This is a genomic window from Methanocaldococcus jannaschii DSM 2661, assembly GCF_000091665.1.
Taxonomy (GTDB): domain Archaea; phylum AGJL01; class Methanococci; order Methanococcales; family Methanocaldococcaceae; genus Methanocaldococcus; species Methanocaldococcus jannaschii.
Window position 1 is genome coordinate 1,253,039 of the sequence record NC_000909.1, and the last position, 20,343, is coordinate 1,273,381.

A 20,343-nucleotide genomic window follows, 5' to 3' on the forward strand; every position below is an offset into this window, starting at 1 on the left:
CCAAATTAAATCATTTTCCCTCCAAATAACCTGTTTCCAATAATTATTCCAATTACTGCAGATAGATAAGAGCAAGATAAAGGAAGTAAGTCATAGTATGGAAATGCCTTTAAGAAATAAGCTATAACTACAGTTAAAATTAAGTATCCAAAAATATTTCCTATTTTATGCCTATACTTAGCTCCCATCAACACTCCAAACAAAAATGCAAGAATTGAAGGATAATATAAATAGTTTGATAATATTGCATCAAGCATTTAAATCACCATTATTCCAATTTATTCCAATTTCTCCTCAGATTTGCTAATTTTTTCAATAATAACCTTTTCACAAGACAGTAAGAATGCAGCAGTAGATAACCCTGCTAAAACCTTTAATCCAACTGCAATGTTTAGATATGGAATGATTCCAGCTGTTATGATTTCTTTTGGAGCTGGAAAGATAGTAAAGCCATTAATTTCTGTGAAGTTGAATAAATAATATCCTCCAATAAACATTCCAGCAACACCAAGTAATAGATAACCTAAAGCTCCCAATGCCTCCAACTTCTCCAAAAATTTATGGTCAAACCATAATGGGCTGTTAGAACCAAAGGCTATAACTGATAGTATAAATGCAGCAGCAATTAGAGCTCCTCCTTGAAACCCTCCTCCTGGTGTTATATGCCCTCCTAACACAGTTATAATTCCCAATGCAACCATTAAAACACTCATAGGAAATGCCAAAAACTTAATTATTGGTGTATATTCTCCCCAACCTTGAAGTGTTATGTAATCATCTGACTCTGGAGCGTGAAATAACTCTTTTAGATAGGTGTTATCATATAATGATTTCCCAAACACAATCCAAGAGACCATAACGGCAACAACTAAGACCAAACACTCTCCCAAGGTATCATAAGCCCTCCAGTCAAATATTACAGCACACACATAGTTTGGGATTATATAGTGAGTGAGATAAACTTCATTAACTCCTGGACTAATCTGCATGTGTGCTAAACTATATAATACAGATGCCCCAAATACAAAGAAGGATATGGCAACAGCTAAATCTCTTTTAGAGTTCATTTTACCACCTTGTTGTCATATAGATGCAGAATGCAATTGCCCCCAAGAATATGGAGAGCCAAAACAACTGGTAGTTTATGGCATTTGAGTTCTCTTCCTTAAACTTAAAGATTAAAGGAGACACTGACAGAGAGAAAGCTAATGCAGCTAAACCAAACAAAGTCATCAAAGTTTTTCCATAAACTCTCCCAATAATCAAAGCTCCAAATATAAACAATAAATAGAGAGTAAATTCTCCAGTATAAACTGCTCCAACTGTGATTCCATCCCCATGCTCTTCTTTATCCAACTTTTTTTGAAAGTCATTATAATCCATAAAATCCACCAAAAATTAAGTTATTTTGTCTATTTTAAATAATAATTAACCCCTAACTCCTTTGCATAGTCCCAGAGATAGTTTGTTACAATGTCTGGATAGAGACCAATTATTATGCATAGAGCAGTTAATACAAACAAGCTAAAGACAGCAAGTTTAGGAACTTCCTTGTTTTGATACTCTTTCAGAGTTTCTTCATCAACTGGTTTTAAGTAAATTAAATAGAATGCCTTCATCATTGAGACAAACGTCCCTATACTAACAATAATCATTATTATAGCTATTTCTGGCATATTCACTTGCATAGCTGCTTGGGCAAGCATCCACTTACTCTGAAATCCGTTAAATGGTGGAATTCCACTAATCGCAAGCTTTGCACATAAAACCATAAATGCCACAGAGGGCATTAGAGGCAATAAACCTCCCAACTTATGCAAATTACTTCCTCTCTTACAGCTTACAATATACGCCCCCAAAAACAAGGCAGATTTATAAATAACGTGATTTATAGCGTGGAAGATACCAGCAACAATTCCTAATGGTGTTCCTAAAGCTAAGCCAGTAGCCACATAGCCACCTTGACTTATAGCGTGATATGCCAAAAGCTTTTTATAATCACTTTGCAATAACGCCATTACAACCCCAAATACCATTGCCAAAACTCCCAATGCAATTAAAACAGCATGAGCACTTGCAAAATAATCTAATCCATTAAATAATTTTAGAATAATTATCATCAAGCCAACTAACACAAATTTTGAGTATGTTTGGAGCATTGCAGAGATAAATCCCTTAGACCTTGCGTATAAATCAGCTTTAACGTTGTGGAATGGCGGCAATCCAGCCCCATAAGCTAAACCAACAATTAGCAACAACAAGCCACCATAAATCATTGGATTATCAACTAACAGATAGTGTTTCATGTCTGTGATGTTTAGAGTTCCAGTTGAAGCTAATAAGAACGCTATTCCTAATAGCATTAAGGCTGCCGCAACATTCCCCATTATCATATATCTTAATCCTGCTTTATATGCCTCTTCAGTTCCAGATAAAAATACTAATCCAGCTTGGACAATTGAAACTATCTCAAAGAACACATACAAGTTGAATATATCATCAGCCAAAACTATAGCTGCAATACTTGCAAATCCCATTAATGAGAGGGTAACAAACATATTATTCTTTAATTTCTCTCCCATTCCTGTAATTAAAACAAGAGAGGCAATTAAAGACAGAGTTACAATAATTGCCTGCTTTGCTGGGTTATATAGATAGGCAATACCAGATACCCATCCATTAACAACTCCATGCCCACCAAAGTAATAATAACCATACTGGCTGATAAATGGCAAAATAATCAAAATAGCAGCTGTAATAAATGTTATATATTTTACTGCTTTCTCTTTTCCATGCAATAAATTCATTATTATTGCCATGATTAATGGAAACACTATCATCATCGGCAGATAATTCATATTCTCCCTCCAATCTTTTAGAGAAAGTTAAATAGAATTAATCCTCTTTTAGTATTACAGAGCTTCTGAGTGTTTTATATTTTTTATACAAAATTATAGAGACTCCAAGCATCACAGCAAGCATTGATGCCTCTATAACTATATTTGTCAAAACTAATGCATGAGTTAATGGATAAGCAGATTCTTTAGCAAAAACTTCTACAGAAACACCCGGAAGTTTTATTGGGATTGTTCCACCATTGTAACCAATTGCAATTAAAGCTAAATTAACTCCACTACCTAAAATCTCTAAAGCTATGATTTTTTTCAGAACATTATCAACAAAAAACACACCATATAATCCAATAATAACTAAAAGCCCAGAAGTTATGAATGATGCCATCTGAAAATCCATTCTATTCACCAAATAATTTATCATTATCATTAATGACAGATTAGGTTTAACAGTATATAAACATTACGTTAGCAACCAAAAAGCTAAAAGCTATTAAAAACATAAATATTAATTTGAAGCGTAAAACTAAATTAGACAAAAAATCAAAATGGGTGTTAGATATGAAATTTGGTGTTTCATCATTAGTTTTTTTACCAGAGAGCTTAACTTCATCAATGGAGAAGATAGCTGAACACAACTTTGATGCATGGGAGATTGTCTGTGAGGGAACTCATTACCTATCTCCAAAGAATATAAAGTATCTCATGGAATTGAGAGATAGATACGAAGTTGAAATTGTAGTGCATGCACCTTTTTCAGATTTAAACCCTGCATCAATGAATGAGAGAGTTAGGAAATTAACAGTTGAGTGTATTAGAGACGCTATAGAAGGTGCTTTTGAGCTTGATTCTGAGGTTGTTGTAGTTCATCCTGGCTATATTCCAGAGCTCTGGAGTAACTATGTAAGTGAGATACTGGATAACAATTTCTCAACACTTTCTGAGATTGTAGAGATAGCTGAAGATTATGGAATAAAGATTGGTTTGGAGAACATGCCAAACTTTAGAGGAGTTTTAGGGATAACTCCAGAATCATTATTGGAGATTGTTAAAGACATTGACTCAAAGAATTTAGGGATAACTTTTGATATAGGACACGCAAACACTGCTGGAAATCCAGCTGAATTTGTTGAAAAACTACAAAATATTGGAATTGGAATTATACATGTTCATGCCCACGACAATAACGGCTATGATGATGAGCATTTGAAAATAGGAGAAGGAAATATTAACTTTATTGAAGTCCTTGAAAAGCTAAAAGAAATTGGCTATGATGGAGTTATTAGCATAGAAAATAAAAATATTAGGGATGCTGTGAAGAGTAAGGAAATATTAAAAGAATATTTGGAAATCGTTAATGAGAAAGTGGCTGAGAAGGAGAAAATAGAGGAATAATTTTATATTTTATTTATTTTTGGTGGTTCTATGACTATAGCATTTGGACCAGTTCCATCAAGGAGGTTAGGGAAGAGTCTAGGGATAAATAGCATTCCATGTAAGTTTTGTAGTTATGATTGTGTATATTGCCAAGTTGGAAGAACCATAAACAAAACTATAGAGAGGAGAGAGTTTTATAGTCCAGAAGATATTTTTAAGTCAGTAGAGGAGAGGATAGGTAAGCTAAATAATGAGAAAATTGACTACCTCACTTTTGTTGCAGATGGAGAGCCAACATTAGATATAAATTTATCAAAAGAAGTTGAAATGCTTAGAGATTTTGACATTCCAATAGCAATAATTACAAACTCTTCATTAATTTGGAGGGAAGATGTTAGAAATGACATATTAAACTTTGATTTAGTATCTTTTAAGGTTGATTCTGTTGATGAAAAAATTTGGAGAGAAATAAATAGACCTCATAAAGATTTGGTGTTAGATAAAATCTTAGAAGGAATGATAGCTTTTAGAGATAACTATAAAGGAGAGTTGATAACTGAAACGATGATTTTAGGAAGTATAAAATATACAGAGGAATCTATAATCAAAACAGCAGAATTTTTAAAAGAATTAAATCCAAATAAATGCTATTTAAATACTCCAATAAGGCCACCATCTGAAAAATATATAAAACCTCCTAAAATAGAAGTTATAACTAAAATATTAGCCATATTTAATGAAATTATTGGTAAAAATAAAATTAAACTCTTAGGGAAATTTGAAGGAAATGAATTTATATTCTCTGAAAATGTTGAAGAGGATATATTGGCTATAACTTCCGTTCATCCAATGAGAGAGGAAGTTATTAAAGAATTGTTAAATAAATCAAATATTAGCTTTGATATTATAAATAAAATGGTAAATGAGGGAAAACTAATAAAATTAGAATATGATGGAAAAGTATTCTATATGAAAAATATTAAAAGTAGGGATAAAAATGTATCTAACCCATAGGGCTTCGCCCTATTGGGATACCCAGAGCGGGGCTTCACTACATTCAGCCCTACTGTAATCTATTTTTAATCAGATTTTTAGTAAAAATTTGAGGGATAAAAATGTATCTAACTAAAGAAGAAGAGAAAATATTAGATGGAGAATATGGAGAGGTTTTAAGAAGATGTATGAATTTATTAGTTTCTTTGGGAGATATTTATGGAGCTGATAAGCTAATCCCTATAAGCTCAGCTCAAATTTCTGGAGTTTCATACAAAACTATTAAAGATATTGGTTTAGAGTTTTTGGAAGATTTTGCTAAAGAAGATGTTAAAGTTAAGGTCTATGCCACTTTAAACCCAGCTGGAATGGATTTAGATATATGGAGAGAGCTTGGCATTGATGAGAAGTTTGCCAAAAAGCAGTTGAGAATTATTGAAGCATTTAAAAAGATGGAAGTTGAGATAAGTTGCACTTGCACGCCCTATTTAACTGGAAACCTTCCAAGATTCGGAGAGCATATAAGTTGGGCCGAAAGCTCAGCTGTGAGCTTTGCAAACTCTGTCTTAGGAGCTAAGACAAATAGAGAAGGTGGGCCATCAGCATTAGCAGCTGCAATTATTGGAAAAACACCATATTATGGATATCACTTAGATGAAAATAGAAAGACAACACATATCATTGAGTTAGATGGACAATTAATCTCTAACTTTAAATATGGAGAGAGTTTTTATGGAGCTTTAGGTTACTTAGTTGGGAAGATTGTTAAGAATGGCATTCCATATTTTGAAAATCTATATAAATTAAATCCAAATAACGATAATTTAAAATCCTTGGGAGCTGCAATGGCTGCAAGTGGTGGTATCGCCTTATATCACGCAAAAAACTTGACAGCTGAATGCAGAGTTAAAGAAGTTGTTAATGATAAAATTGAAAAGATATCTATTGGAGTTGAGGAGATAAAGGAAGCTTATGAAAAATTAAATACAACAAATGAAGAGCCAGATTTAATTTGTATTGGTTGCCCTCACTGCAGTTTAATGGAAATTAAAAAAATTGCTGAACTTTTAAAAAATAAAAAATTGAATGCTGATTTATGGGTTTGCTGCTCTCTTCATATTAAAGCAATAGCAGATAGAATGGGATATACAAAGATTATTGAAAAAGCTGGTGGAAAGGTAGTTAAAGACACCTGTATGGTTGTTTCTCCAATTGAGGATTTAGGTTATAAAAGAGTTGCAACAAACTCTGGAAAAGCTGCTGTTTATCTACCAAGCTTTTGTAAGAGTGAAGTAATTTTTGGAGATATTGAGGAATTGTTAAAAGGGAGATAATGCTGAATCCAATAATCTTATTTTTGGCTATTATTTTTGATAGAATCATTGGGGAGTTGCCAGAGAGTATTCATCCAACGGTTTGGATAGGGAAGTTGATAGCTTTTTTAGAGAACATATTTAAATCTACAAATTGCAAAAATAAATATAGAGATTTTTTGTTTGGCTCACTAACAACATTTATTACTCTATTAGTTGTGGGAGTTATAGCTTTTTTTGTTGATAAATGCATAATGCTGTTACCATTTCCTTTAAACTATATTATCTATGGTTTTTTGTTATCAACAACTATTGGCTACAAATCATTATTCGAATTCTGCAAAAAGCCGATTGAATATATAAAAAATGGTGATTTAGAGGGAGCAAGGAAAGCTGTTCAGCATATAGTTAGCAGAGATGCCTCAAAGTTGGATAAAGAGCATGTATTATCGGCTGCAGTAGAGAGCTTATCCGAGAACATAACAGACAGTATAATTGGAGCTTTATTCTATGCTATATTTTTTGGTTTGCCTGGAGCCTTTGTTTATAGGGCGATAAATACATTAGATGCAATGATTGGTTATAAAAATGAGAAATATCTATGGTATGGGAAGTTAGCAGCAAGGTTGGATGATATTGCCAATTTTATTCCTTCAAGAATAGCAGGGATTTTGCTAATAATTACTGCCCCATTTTATAAAGGAGATGTTAAAAAGGCAATATATGGGTTTTTAAAAGAAGCTAATAAGGTTCCATCACCAAACTCTGGTTATACAATGGCTACATTGGCAAATGCATTAAATATAACTTTGGAGAAGATAGGATATTATAAACTTGGTAGTGGGAAAATAGATGTTGAAAAATCTTTAAACGCTTTTAAGGCAGTTGATTATACAGTCGTTGTGTTTTTAATTATTTATACTTTAATTTGGTGGATAACATGATAAGTAAAGCTTATTACACTACAGAGATTCCAGAGGATAGATTTGAAGCTCTGAGTTGTATTAAAGATAGTCAAAAACCTCTTAAAATTATATTACTTGGAGGAGTTGATAGTGGTAAAACAACATTAGCTACTTTTTTGGCAAATGAGCTTTTAAACTTAGGATTTAAAGTTGCTATAGTCGATAGTGATGTAGGGCAGAAGAGCATTTTACCTCCAGCAACTATAAGCTTAGCTTTCCCAGAAACAAATTTTAACAATTTATATGAAATTAAACCATACAAAAGTTATTTCGTTGGTTCAACAGCCCCAATACAATTTTTTGGAGAGATGATTACTGGAACTAAATTATTGTGTGATTATGCTGAAGATAAGGCTGATATTATTATAGTTGATACCACTGGGCTGATATCTGGTTCTGGAGCTGATTTAAAGAGGATGAAAATAGAAATGATTAAGCCAGATATTATAATAGCATTGGAGAAAAGAAATGAACTTAAGAGTATTTTAAAGCCCTTTGAAAATAAAATCAGGGTTTTTTACTTAAAAGTTTATGAAAATGCAAAATCATTCAGCAGAGAGGAAAGAAAAGAAATTAGAGCAGAGAAATGGAAAGAATACTTTAAAAACTCAAAAATTTATAATATTGGTTTTAATGATGTAGTTATTGGTGGAACCAAGGTATTTCAAGGAGAGAAGATTTTAGAGGATGAGAAATACTTATTAGAATCACTTTTTAAGTGGAAGATACTTTATGGTAGCAAATGCGATGGAAGATATACAATAGTAAAAAGAGATTTGGTAAATATGCCAAGGCAAATAGATAAAAACATCCTATATTACATTGAGCCAGAGCGGTTTAACAATTTAATAGTTGGATTGATTGATGAAGATAGCTTTTGCATTGGATTAGGTATTTTAAAAACTATTGATTTTGAGAATGAAACATTAGAAATTTTAACTCCAATAAGTGAAGAGGATATTAAAAATATTAGAGAAATAAGGTTTGGAAGGATTAGAGTTGATGAAAATGGTGAGGAACTTGGCTTATTAGATAGAGATTCTATATAAATTGGGGATATTTATGCTTAAAGAAATATTAAACAAAATCTTTTGGCATCCTGATTATAAGAGAGAAGATTTTGAAGTTGTTATATTACATAGAGGGGCTGAAGAAAATAAAAAAGCTATATCTTTAGATGATGTTGAGCTTAAAGGGAATTATTTAATATATTTTGACACTTATATACCTCTACATAGAATCTTAGAGATTAGAAATAAAAAAACTGGAGAGATTTTATATAAAAAGAAGTAACAAACCTGAAATTATAGCTAAGACACTTCCATATAAAAATGTCATTTCTGGGCTTATCTTCCACAAATATCCAGCTATTAAACTTGCAGGTAAGCTTGTTAATCCCACAACTGTATAAAACAGCCCTAAGGCTGTTGCTCTAATATCCTCTGACGATAAATCTGAGACATAAGCTTTCTGATTTCCAGCAAATAATGCATAGGCAATTCCATATAAAGCAAATAACAATATTAAGCTTTTTTGAGATATAAAGTAGGCAAATCCTAAAGAGACAATACCATAAACTATATATCCAATAGTTAAAACACTCTTCCTCCCAATTTTATCAGATAAAATTCCAAATGGAATTGAAAATGTGGCGTAAAAGATGTTGTATAAAATATATAGAGCAATAGGGATTATAATAGCCATTTTTTCATCTACTATCATTAAAAATTCCTGAGCTCTCAAAATATAAAACATATAGCTAAAGTTACTTAGGGTAAATATAGCTGAGATTAAAATAAAAAGCTTTAACTCTTTTGGTAAATTTTTAATCCCTACTCTAAATGTTATTTTATTATTAGAGGGTGAAGGTTTCTCTTTAACAAAATATAGAGGAATTAGGGTTAAAAATCCAATAACCGCAGCTATTAAAATTATTTGATTGAAACTATATTGAAGATATAGAATAAACAATAATGATAAGGTAGAGCCAAGTATAGCCCCAGCGGTATCAAAAGCTCTCTGTATTCCAAATCCTTTACCCAAAGTTTTAGGCATACTTTCAGATATTATCGCATCTCTTGGGGCTGTTCTTATCCCTTTGCCCATTCTTTCAAGGGAAGAAAATATAACAGCTCCTAACCAGCTTTTTGATAAACCTAAGAGTAGTTTAAACATTGAAGATGTTAAATAACCTAAAACAACAAAAATCTTCCTTTTCCTAACTTTATCTGAACAATAACCAATTAAAACCATTAAAATGTTTGAGATAAACTCTCTTAAACCTCCAACTAAACCTATTGATAAACTTCCTCCCCCAACGCTTGTAATAAGCATTGGTAAAATTGGCATTATCATCTCACTGCTCATGTCATTCAAAAAGCTTGTAAATCCCAATAAATAAACATTTTTAGATAATTCCCTATCATTCTCATTATTTTTTTGTAAATTTTGTTCTGCCACTTTTCTCACCATAAAAAATAATAAAAATAAACTAAAAAATAAATATAAAAAGTTAATTAAGCAGAAACTCTTCTTGCTAAGTATCCTCCTGCAAACCCTATTAATCCACCAATTATTGCAGAAATCATTATTCCAACATTATTTTCCTTAGTTGTAGTTTCTTCAATATTAACATTCTCGTTAGTGACTATATTAATTTCACTGCTGATATTTTCACTGATACTTTTATTCAACTCTTTTATTACATCTATATCCATTTGGGCGTAGTATGAGCTATATTTATAATACATAATTTTTGAAATGGTATCATTTAAACTATTTGCATATTCATAATAACCAAGGGCTGAGATTGGAGTTATTCCTAAGTTTTCAGCCAAGTTTATTTTGTTCCTTGCATATTTTTTGGAGTATTCAATATCTCCAAATATAACCAATGGAATCTCTGCCTTTACACAGGTATCTATACTCTCAGCTATGGTTAGTAAATAGTCCCCATCCTTATATGCCTCTTTTGCTGATTCTAAATCATTTTCAAGGTCATCAGTAGGTAGATTGGGGAATAATGTTTCTACATAAGTTAAGATTGTTTCAGCGTTGTCTAAATACTGCTGAGCTAATGATTTTAATTTAGCTTCATTTATTATCTTGCCATTGTTATCATTTTCTTTTAAAGAAACCCACCATATTGCACTATCTCCCCTCAACTTCGCAAAGCTACCATACTTTATCGCTTCATCATAATTTCCTAAATAGTAAGATTTCCACGCATTATCTAAGAGTTTTTCCGCTTCAGCAATTCTTATCCTTCCTGCCAATATCTCTTCAAAGTTGTTAGTAGTTACATTTTTTGAATAAACAATTTCTTTATCATGGCTAATTTTATTTTGAACCTCTGTTAAGAAAGTTTTAACATCTTCCTCTCCAGTTAAGTATTTTAGGGTGTGTTCAATAGTTTCAAGTTTAATTAATGCGTTAAACGCAGAGCATGTTGCAGAGTAGTATTTGTTTTTTAGATATTCATCATTAGCCTTCTCTAATAAGCTCTTTGAGGTAGTTAGTTCATTTAACAGGGCTTTTTGATATTCATATCCAACATAACTGTTACTTAACTCTTTAGAGAGGTTTTCATATTTTTCATTAGCTGTTTTTAAAACGTTTTCACTTAACTCCTTCATTATGTCTTTATATTTCTCTTCGATAAGTGGATTTTCTGGATATTCCTTCATTATTATCTTTTTATTTGTGAAGTAAGGAATCGCTTCATATATACTTCCAACTTCTATAACCTTAATTCCCAATTTTTTACCAAATTCTACTGCATCAACTTTGTTGCCCTCTACTTCAACATACCTCTGCCCTTTTGGGATTAGCATAATTGTGCAGTTTGCTTTCTTAGCAGCTTCTATCTTTTCCAATATCCCTCCAACAGGTCCTATACTACCATCCGGATTTATCGTTCCAGTCATCATAACATGTTTATTTAAACTCCAGTTCATCAACTCACAGATGATTCCAATAGTCATCGTTCCCCCTGCTGATGGCCCCCCAACAACTGGAACATCACTTCTTACTGTGATATATACATTATATTTACTCATATCTTTTCCAGTAACTTCCCCAGCAACTTTTGCAGCGATTCTTGCAGAACCTTGCATATCTAATTCAGTTAGAGGCATAGTGTCCATAAATACATGTCCATCTCCCTTCGTAACATTAATTTGAATATTTATTGGAACCCCCACGTATCCTCTATCCGTTAAAGATACTGCTGGAGCTTTTATAATCACAGCAAAAGCAGAATTTAAAAGAAATGTTATTAATAGCAATGTCAATATTTTTTTCATATTCTCCCTCCAAGTCTTCATAAGGATACATTATACTTCAGATAATACTTAAATAATTACTCAGAACAAATATAAAAAATAGTATGAAATTAAAGTATAAAGTAAAAGTAGTGTGAGTTATATGGAAAGAGAAAGCTGGAGCTCTAACTTGGGATTTATATTGGCGAGTGTTGGTTCGGCTATAGGATTAGGAAACATTTGGAGATTTGGATATATGGTTTATACGAATGGTGGGGGAGCTTTTTTAATTCCATATATTGTTGCTTTGCTCTGTGTTGGTATCCCATTAATGATTCTTGAATTTGCCATTGGACATTATACAAAAAAATCTGCACCCTTAGCTTTGGAAAAATTGCATAAAGGTTCAGAATGGACAGGGTGGTTTGCAGTTATTTCAGGGTTTATTATAACAAGTTATTATGTTGTTATTATTGCCTGGTGTCTTTACTATTTGATAATTTTAGTTATCTATGGGTATCCATCAGACCCTAATGCTTATTTCTTCCATAATATACTTCAAATATCATCTGGTGTAGAGGACATTGGTGGAGTTTCTTATGGAATTTTAGTATCTACCTTAGCTGTTTGGGGAATTGTAGCTTTAATTTTAAGTGCAGGAATTAAAAATGGATTGGAGAAAGCAAATAAAATAATGATTCCTTTTCTACTGTTTTTAATAATTTTGTTGGTTTTAAACGCACTAACTCTACCAGGAGCTTTAACTGGGATTGAATGGTATTTAACTCCAGACTTTTCAGCACTCTTTAATTATAACGTGTGGTTAAGTGCATTCTCTCAAATTTTCTTTAGCCTATCTTTAGGATTTGGAATTTTAATTGCTTATGCAAGCTATCTTCCCAAAAAAAGTGATTTAACAATAAACGCTGTTACTGTATCTCTCTTAAATTGCGGTTTTTCATTTTTAGCTGGTTTTGCTGTATTTGGAACACTTGGATATATGAGCTATACAAGTGGCATTCCATTAGATAAGGCTGTTTCAGAAGGGATTGGCTTGGCTTTTGTTACCTTTCCAAAGGCACTGTCTTTATTACCATTTGCAAGTAGATTATTTGGGATAGTATTCTTTTTAGCCTTAGTTTTTGCTGGAATATCCTCTGCTGTTTCTATCGTAGAGGCAAGTGTATCTGCAATTATAGATAAGTTCTCATTGAGTAGGAAAAAAGCTCTACTTGCTGTATTGGCTTTATTTATTATAATTTCACCAATATTTACAACTGGAGCTGGATTATATTATTTGGATATTATTGACCACTTTGCCTCTGGTTATTTGCTTCCAATAGCAGCAATCTTAGAGATTATAATAGCCATATGGCTATTTGGTGGAGATAAGCTTAGAGAACATGTAAATAAACTTTCAGAGATAAAGTTGGGAGTTTGGTGGAAGTATTTGGCTGGAGTTGTGTCTCCAATAATATTAACTGCTGTTGTATTCTTAGATGCCTCTAATGTTTTAACATCTGGTTATGGAGGTTATAAAACAACCTATGTTATATTTGGGGCTTTAATCATTCCATTGGCGTTTGTTGTAAGTGTAATTCTTCAAAAAATGAAAACGATTAAAGGTTGGTAATCATGAATCTTGGAGCAATAGCAATGTTTATATTTGGTGCTGTAATTTTGTGGGGAGGGGCAATTTATTTTTTATGGAGGTCAATTAGGAGTAAAAATAATAGAGATGATGAAAATAGTGAATCCTAATCATGCTTTATTTTTTTTTGCATCATTATATATTTATATGGATTCCATAGATATTATATTTTAGAATTTTACTATTAAGGTTTTTATGGGATTTTTAATTTTGTTGTTTGGTTAATGGATTGTCTTGTTGAATATGTTTGGATTTTGAAAATAAGAGTATTTAGAATTTATTAATTAGTTCAAAGGATTTTTATTTAATTTCTAAGGGTTAGCTGGTTTGATTGTTTAAAATATTTGAGTTTATTGAATTATTCAGATTTTTAAAAATTAGGATTAATTAGGTAAGTAAATAAGATTTCTCTAACAGACAAGTTAAATTTTTGAATTTAAGGAGATAAAAATACTCTGTTTTAGTAAAGAGATAAAATTTTAAATACTAAAAGGTTTATATTGTAAGATGGTTATTTATCCTTAGAAAAATATGGTATAGAAAAGCTTAAATATTAAGAGTGATGAAGTATATTATGTTGTGAATGATTGCCCTGTTAAAATCAGACCTCTTGGAGGATGGAAACTTATATTCACTTGTATAATTGTTTTCTATTGCATTCAAAGTTAAAATCAGACCTCTTGGAGGATGGAAACCGCATTCTTTTTGTATTTTTAACTCTTCTAAAATAGTTAAAATCAGACCTCTTGGAGGATGGAAACAAAGCTGAAATTACTGAGGAAGATACTGAGAAAGTTATAATTAAAATAGTTAAAATCAGACCTCTTGGAGGATGGAAACGAAAAAGAGGGTAAATTAACAATCTATAATATTGAGGTTAAAATCAGACCTCTTGGAGGATGGAAACGCATTCCATTACCTATATATATACCGTTTATATAGCCGTTTCCATTGTTAAAATCAGACCTCTTGGAGGATGGAAACTTTAATTCTTCAATGCTATTAACAGTTTCATCCCTAGTTAAAATCAGACCTCTTGGAGGATGGAAACTGAGTATGGCCTATTGGGATGACAACATACTTAATTAGCCCATTTGTTAAAATCAGACCTCTTGGAGGATGGAAATTAAACTCTTTTTTCTTATCTTCTGACAATTGTAAATGTTAAAATCAGACCTCTTGGAGGATGGAAATTATGTGGTTTTAGAGGATGGGAAGATTGTAGAAAAGGAGTTAAAATCAGACCTCTTGGAGGATGAAAACTTTAGCATTCATTAAAATAAGACGTATTAGAGAATAAAAAAGCTTATAACTGGAATTTTTTATAAACAAAATAAAAATATTATACCATTCCAAAAATCTCAAAATATTTTTTCTGTCTAACAACCATCACTGGGATGTTATTTTCCATTAATTTTTCCTTAAGTTCTTTATCGTTTGTTGCTACTATAACGTTTTCATTTTCCTTTGCATAATTTAAAATTGCTTCATCTGCATAATTGGCAGTGTAATCAACTAACTTATAGTTTTTTATCTTTGCAAGAGCTAAATTAACAGCCAATTTTTCTTTACCTTTTAAATCTCTACTTTTTAATAACCTTTCCAACTCCTCTTTTATTGGAGATAAAATAACAATTTCAAATTTTGTATTTAAAGCCCTCTCTATCTCATAATCAAAGTTTATCTTATGCTTAAAAACGTAAATTAAAAAGTTGGTATCTGGAACTATTTTATACATATCTTAGATTCACCTCTTTTTTATATGAAATATAAGAATCCATGCTTTAGCAGTTCTTCATCTATTTTCCAATTTTTACCAAGTGCTTTAACAAATTTATCTGCATAATGTATTGGTGCTGGAATTCTAAGATATCTACCTTCTCCATATAGTGCAGAATAGTTCATTTTAGTTAAATCATATAACAATTGCATAATTGATTCATTAATTTTTAACCCTTCTTCATTTCCACAATTAAACCTTAACCAAGTTGATAATTTTACAGGATTTGAACCAAATGGAGTTTTGTGAGGTAAGAAGATACCATCATTTCCAAATACACTTCCAATTCTATAATCAGACGTAAAAACTTTATATTTATTGTTTTTTCTAATGCTAATTACTTCAATATTTGAATTTAGTTCTTTAGAGATTTCTTTTAGGTCATTTCTTTCAGAATTCTGAATAAAACCATCTCTTAAGAATAGAATATTTTTATTTTCCATATCAATGTTTGCTTTATTTTCTAAATATTCTATTACATACGGCAGATGTAACCGTTCTCCTGGAGCTGGTGTCTCTATTGGCTGTATTCTTCTTATTTTACCTTCTGAGTCATATACCACAGTGCAACCTCCAACTCTATGATTACCAAAAATTCCCAATCCAGTGTCAAGTCCCATTATGTAATCATAAGGTGTCTTAGAATCTAAGATAAAATATTTAATCCCCAATTTTCCCATAATTTGTATAAGTAAATTATTAGTCATATATCCTTTGTCATCTTTCCTCCAATTTTCCCATAATATATTTTGAGAGATTATTTTTAAATCAAAAAGTTGTTTTTTCAAAATTTCATAATAATCATTATCTTTGTATTTTTCTTTTCCAATAATTAACGCAAAACATATTTCATCATTAAATTCAGATTTTATTTCTTTTATAATTCCCCTAATGTCATCTGTAGAAAAATATTTCCATCTATTGGCATAATTGAATTTTGGCAATTCTGTTTTATTAGCAATTTTGTTATAGTTTCTAAACATTTTATTTACTTTATCTTTAATAGCTTTTAATTCATCCTTGATTTCCTCATCAATAAGTATGTATGTTAATAAATTTTTGTTCCTTATAATTTCTGGGACATCATATGGGAGATATATTTTTGCATTTTGATTGTAAATCCACGTAAATAATGTATTTGTTGAATATATTTTGGTAGGATTTTTATTTACATCCTTCACGAGCAATGGAGTATTATTAAATTTCATAAATTCTAATTCTTTAGGTGTATTATCTATAAATCTAAGTTTTTTTGCTATTTCATTTATAATTTTTCCCTTATTTTCATTAGATAATCTCCAATAACTCTGCAATTCTTTAAGAATATAGCTATCTAATTCATCCATATAAAATACAAGATTACAAAATTGTGGAGCAAATGGTTCTAAGATTTCTTCACAATACATAATGGGTTGATTATAATCAATCTCCCCAAAAGTAGATTTTACCATATCTTCAGACCATTTGTAATATTTAATTATGTGACTCATTATTTCCTCTATTTTTTGAGGGTTTGGAGCATCAACCAGTGAAATTGTATATCTTACCTTTGGATTAGGTTTAAAGATAATCTTTTTCCCAACATACTCCTCTAATAGTGCTTTATCTCTATTAACAAAATCCCATAAGTGTTTTGTAATAGACGCTGTATGTCTAAAGTTTAATATAAGATAATAATCCCCATCATGTTTTTTAACTTCATACTCACAATATGACTCAACTTTTATATTTTCCACTACTTTGTGTTTTCTAATGTTTTTTATAATTCTTGATAATTCTGGCTCTATTTTATGGACAGATTTAAGATATCCCCTAACAAGTTTTTCAGCTATTTCTGGTTTTACATATTCTAATTTTAATGATTTAATATATTCAATGTCTATTGGGATTTCGTTATTTCCATCTTTGTATTTCAATACTTTATTATCAACTTTGTATGGTAAAACAAAACTTTTATCTTTTTTATTAATTATCATGCCACCATAAAAATTAACAAATCTATAAAAATTAAATGCTTCATTAACAAAACTTTTAATTCTATAGAAATGCACTTCTTTAGGAATAAATTCTTCTTTTATTTTGTATGCATTTATTTTATATGTAACTTTATTTAAAACCATATTATATCCTCCTCATAACTATCCATTAATCTTAACTTTTGAAACATTCCCATCTTTTTTAACATTGATTATCACATCTGCTACATCTTCAAGCTCTCTGTGGTGGGTTATAATTATCATCTGTGGAATGCTCTTAACCTTCCTAAAGATTTCAGCTAACTTTGCCCTTCTATTTTCATCTAAATATACAGTTGGTTCATCCAATATAATGCACTCAACCCTATTTCCAATTAAAGCGTTAGCTATGGCTAATCTTAAAGAGAGAGCTACCGCTATCTGCTCTCCACCGCTTAAATTGTCAATGGTTAAAACTCCATTTGGAGCATGAACTCTTACTTCAAAATCTTTAGTGAGTTCTACAAAGCTATAAGGCAAGTCAAACTCACTAAATGCTTCATTTAAATATTTTTGGATTAATGGAACATATTTTTCTCTTAAATATGCTTGAAATCCATTTCTACCAAATATTCTCCTAACCTTGTCTAAATATTCAACAAACTTCGTTAATTTCTCTTTTTCTTTCTCTAAATTAGACATTTCTTTTAATCTTGCTTTTAAACTTTCAACATCTTTTTTTAAATATTCAATTCCTGTCTCAATTTCTGTTTTTTGTTCTCTTACGTTATCAAGTTCTTGTCTCTTATTTTCATAGAGCTCTTTTATTTTTTTATGTTCTTCTTCATTGTAGTTTATTTCATCAAGTTTTTGGTTAATGTAGGATATTCTTTCTTCTATATCATTAATTTCCTTATTAACCTCTAAAATTTTGTTGTTTAGGTAAATTTCAATATCTTCTTTATTATACTTCCTCTTAATGTTATCTATTGCTAAAATCTTAGAGTTGCATATATTATAAATCTCTTCAAGCCCATCTTTAATATTTTTAAGCTCTTCTAATTTTTCAGTTAGACCTAAATATTCCTTATATTTATCAAACTTTAATGACCTCCTATTCTCAATTTCTATAAGTTCTTTTTCCTTATTTTTAAGTTCATTTAATTTGTCTTTTAATCTGTTTATTTCTCTTTCATCCTCTCTTAATTTGTTCAACTCTTCTCTACATTTTTCTTTATTCCATCCACTTACGATATTTTCAATTTCCTTAATTCTATTTCTAATACCTTCCTCATCTACACTATTTAAATAGCTAACAGCTGATAAGTATTGGTTATAAAAGTTTTTAAATTTGTTCAGCTGGCTTTTAATGTCTTCTAATATCTCATCCACTGGCTTTCCGTTAATTACATAGTTGGATATTTTTTTATTGATTTCATCTAACTGCTCTTTATAATTCTTTAATTTTAATTCTAATTCTTCAATCTGACTTTGTTTTTCAAGATATAAGGTCTTTAGTGTCTTAAGATTTTCTTCTTTATCAATTTCTTTCTTTAATTTCTCTATATCTTTTTCAATCTCTCTAATTTTTTTATTTATTTCCTCCAATTCAGTATATTTATTGTTTAGCTGGGTTTTATGTTGATTTATTAATTCCATCTTTTTATTTTCATCTATTGGTGTTTTACATAGTGGGCATTTTCCTTCAACTTCTTTAAGTTCATCTAAAATTTTTTTCAGCCTTTTAATTTCACTGTTAATTTCCCCAAGTTTTTTGTTTAGTTCTATCTTTTCTTTTTGTAGATTTTCAAGAACTTTCTTTTTTTCCTCTATCTCTTTTAATGAATTTTCAATACTTTCAATGTCAATATTTTTTGTTTCTTCTAAAAGTTTATTAATTCTTGTTTCTAAATCGTTAATATTTTTTTCAATGGATTTTTTCTCCTGAAGCAATGTTATATACTCTAAAGTTAGTTTATTGTATTCTACAGCCTTTTCTTCTAATTCTAAATACTTCTCATAGTATTCTTTGCACTCTTCACATATTCTTTTATATTTTTCAATTTTTTCAATCTCTTCATTTAGATTTTTAAGTTCTTCAAGCAAATCTTTAATAGTTTCCACTCTTTCAATTTCATCTTTTATTTTATTTAATAGAGTATCTAAATTATCAATATCATCTCTATACTTACTTTTGTTGATGAATTCTTTCAATTTTTCAATGTCTCCTTTTATTATCTCCAACTGCTTTGTTAATTTTAAATAATCTTCATAATGACTCTTTAATTCTCTTAATCTGCTCTCAATTTTCCTAATCTCATCAACTAATGATTTATATTTTTCATATTCATCTTTATGTCTATTTAGAGTTTCTCTTGCTTCAACAACAGTATTTAAATCATATTCTAAAATTTTAAGCTCTTGATTTTTAAGCTCTAAAGCTCTCTTCCTTTCTTCAAGTTTGTTTATGAATTTTTCATACAACAACTTTTTATTTTCCCATTCATTAAATAATTTTTCAATATCTTCAAATTCCTTTTTTATTTTATTTAGTTTATCATTAATTTCCATTAATTTTTTATTTTTTTCTTCTAATTGGCTCATTTTATTTTTTAATTCTTTTTCATAATTTTCTTTGTAATTCAACTCTCCTTCAATTCTTTCTAATCTTTTTTCATATTCCTTAACAATCTCCCCCATTTTTTGATAGCATTTTTCAAACTCATCTATTCCCAAAAGTTTCGCAACTGTTTCCAATTTTTCGGAGGGTTTTAAACTCAAAAATTTAGCTATCTCCCCCTGTTTAATATATATGGAGTTTAAGAACATATTTCTATCAACGCCTAAGATTTCATTTACTGCTTTATTAACTGCACTAATTGTAGTAGCGTAAGGCTTTCCATTCTTATAGAGCTTAGCTCCCCCTCTTCCAGAATCATATTCTCTGATAATTTTGTAGTTGTTTCCATTGACTTCAAAATCCAATTCAACATAAACGGATTTTTTTCCTTTGGTTATTATTGTGTCGTAATTAAAATTACTGCCTGCCCCAAACAAGGCAAAGAACACTGCTTCAAAGATAGATGATTTTCCACTTCCATTCTCTCCAATAATTGCAACAATCCCTTTTTCAAACTTAATTCTTGAATTCACATGACTTTTAAAGTTATTCATCCTTATTTCTTTTAGTATCAT

Annotated in this window: 18 protein-coding genes and 1 CRISPR repeat array; of the genes, 8 read left to right on the forward strand and 10 right to left on the reverse strand. The window is 30.3% G+C overall.

Going from position 1 to position 20,343, the window contains the following annotated elements:
* Positions 1 to 5: 5 nt before the first annotated feature.
* Genes MJ_RS06985 through MJ_RS07005 form a run of 5 tightly spaced genes read right to left on the reverse strand, consistent with a single transcriptional unit; the run spans position 6 to position 3,252 of the window.
* Entirely contained in the window at positions 6 to 257 is a 252-nt protein-coding gene (locus MJ_RS06985; protein WP_010870823.1) for a hypothetical protein, read from the reverse strand.
* A gap of 21 nt (positions 258 to 278) precedes the next feature.
* Positions 279 to 1,067 carry a Na(+)/H(+) antiporter subunit B gene (locus MJ_RS06990; protein ID WP_010870824.1) on the reverse strand — a complete coding sequence of 263 codons (789 nt, stop codon included), beginning with the start codon at positions 1,065 to 1,067 and terminating at the stop codon, positions 279 to 281.
* A gap of 1 nt (position 1,068) precedes the next feature.
* The gene (locus MJ_RS06995) at positions 1,069 to 1,383 is read right to left on the reverse strand and encodes a hypothetical protein (RefSeq protein WP_064496784.1); all 315 of its coding nucleotides are present in this window, start codon (positions 1,381 to 1,383) and stop codon (positions 1,069 to 1,071) included.
* A 29-nt stretch (positions 1,384 to 1,412) separates the two neighbouring features.
* Entirely contained in the window at positions 1,413 to 2,858 is a 1,446-nt protein-coding gene (gene ehbF, locus MJ_RS07000; protein WP_010870826.1) for an energy conserving hydrogenase EhbF, read from the reverse strand.
* Positions 2,859 to 2,895: 37 nt separating this feature from the next.
* A complete protein-coding gene (locus MJ_RS07005) occupies positions 2,896 to 3,252 on the reverse strand; it encodes a cation:proton antiporter subunit C (RefSeq protein ID WP_064496785.1) in 357 nt (118 codons plus the stop codon).
* A gap of 161 nt (positions 3,253 to 3,413) precedes the next feature.
* Between MJ_RS07005 and MJ_RS07010 the strand changes: the two genes are divergently transcribed.
* The 6 genes from MJ_RS07010 (at position 3,414) to MJ_RS07035 (ending at position 8,793) form a co-directional block, all read left to right on the forward strand.
* Positions 3,414 to 4,247 carry a sugar phosphate isomerase/epimerase family protein gene (locus MJ_RS07010; protein ID WP_064496786.1) on the forward strand — a complete coding sequence of 278 codons (834 nt, stop codon included), beginning with the start codon at positions 3,414 to 3,416 and terminating at the stop codon, positions 4,245 to 4,247.
* Between the two features lie 30 nt (positions 4,248 to 4,277).
* Positions 4,278 to 5,243 (forward strand): radical SAM protein, encoded by a 966-nt coding sequence (locus tag MJ_RS07015; RefSeq protein ID WP_010870829.1) that lies wholly within the window; start codon positions 4,278 to 4,280, stop codon positions 5,241 to 5,243.
* 101 nt (positions 5,244 to 5,344) lie between these two features.
* On the forward strand, positions 5,345 to 6,556 hold the full coding sequence (locus MJ_RS07020; protein ID WP_010870830.1) for an aconitase X: 1,212 nt from the start codon (positions 5,345 to 5,347) through the stop codon (positions 6,554 to 6,556).
* Positions 6,556 to 7,479 (forward strand): adenosylcobinamide-phosphate synthase CbiB, encoded by a 924-nt coding sequence (cbiB, locus tag MJ_RS07025; RefSeq protein ID WP_010870831.1) that lies wholly within the window; start codon positions 6,556 to 6,558, stop codon positions 7,477 to 7,479. Before MJ_RS07020 ends, cbiB begins: the two co-directional genes overlap by 1 nt.
* Positions 7,476 to 8,549: a Clp1/GlmU family protein gene (locus MJ_RS07030; protein WP_064496787.1), complete on the forward strand. Its 1,074-nt coding sequence runs from the start codon at positions 7,476 to 7,478 to the stop codon at positions 8,547 to 8,549. Before cbiB ends, MJ_RS07030 begins: the two co-directional genes overlap by 4 nt.
* A 13-nt stretch (positions 8,550 to 8,562) precedes the next feature.
* On the forward strand, positions 8,563 to 8,793 hold the full coding sequence (locus MJ_RS07035; RefSeq protein WP_064496788.1) for a DUF504 domain-containing protein: 231 nt from the start codon (positions 8,563 to 8,565) through the stop codon (positions 8,791 to 8,793).
* Here MJ_RS07035 and MJ_RS07040 read toward each other — a convergent pair.
* A complete protein-coding gene (locus MJ_RS07040; protein ID WP_010870834.1) occupies positions 8,776 to 9,972 on the reverse strand; it encodes an MFS transporter in 1,197 nt (398 codons plus the stop codon). The two genes, MJ_RS07035 and MJ_RS07040, sit on opposite strands and share 18 nt — an antisense overlap.
* A gap of 44 nt (positions 9,973 to 10,016) precedes the next feature.
* Positions 10,017 to 11,804, reverse strand: coding sequence for a S16 family serine protease (locus tag MJ_RS07045; RefSeq protein ID WP_064496789.1), 1,788 nt, complete (start codon positions 11,802 to 11,804; stop codon positions 10,017 to 10,019).
* A 121-nt stretch (positions 11,805 to 11,925) separates the two neighbouring features.
* Between MJ_RS07045 and MJ_RS07050 the strand changes: the two genes are divergently transcribed.
* Positions 11,926 to 13,395: a sodium-dependent transporter gene (locus MJ_RS07050; RefSeq protein WP_064496790.1), complete on the forward strand. Its 1,470-nt coding sequence runs from the start codon at positions 11,926 to 11,928 to the stop codon at positions 13,393 to 13,395.
* A gap of 2 nt (positions 13,396 to 13,397) precedes the next feature.
* The gene (locus MJ_RS09520; protein ID WP_162484761.1) at positions 13,398 to 13,523 is read left to right on the forward strand and encodes a MetS family NSS transporter small subunit; all 126 of its coding nucleotides are present in this window, start codon (positions 13,398 to 13,400) and stop codon (positions 13,521 to 13,523) included.
* Positions 13,524 to 14,007: 484 nt separating this feature from the next.
* A CRISPR array of direct repeats spans positions 14,008 to 14,675; the repeat unit is 30 nt; unit sequence GTTAAAATCAGACCTCTTGGAGGATGGAAA.
* Positions 14,676 to 14,755: 80 nt separating this feature from the next.
* On the opposite strand, the gene MJ_RS07055 is transcribed toward MJ_RS09520, so the two are convergent.
* From MJ_RS07055 to MJ_RS07065, 3 genes are read right to left on the reverse strand one after another with little or no spacing between them, the layout of a single operon-like run.
* Complete coding sequence (locus MJ_RS07055) at positions 14,756 to 15,151, reverse strand: type II toxin-antitoxin system VapC family toxin (protein WP_010870837.1); 396 nt, start codon at positions 15,149 to 15,151, stop codon at positions 14,756 to 14,758.
* 20 nt (positions 15,152 to 15,171) lie between these two features.
* Positions 15,172 to 17,313 (reverse strand): protein argonaute, encoded by a 2,142-nt coding sequence (locus tag MJ_RS07060; protein ID WP_010870838.1) that lies wholly within the window; start codon positions 17,311 to 17,313, stop codon positions 15,172 to 15,174.
* A gap of 18 nt (positions 17,314 to 17,331) precedes the next feature.
* Positions 17,332 to 20,343 (reverse strand): AAA family ATPase, encoded by a 3,012-nt coding sequence (locus MJ_RS07065; RefSeq protein ID WP_064496791.1) that lies wholly within the window; start codon positions 20,341 to 20,343, stop codon positions 17,332 to 17,334.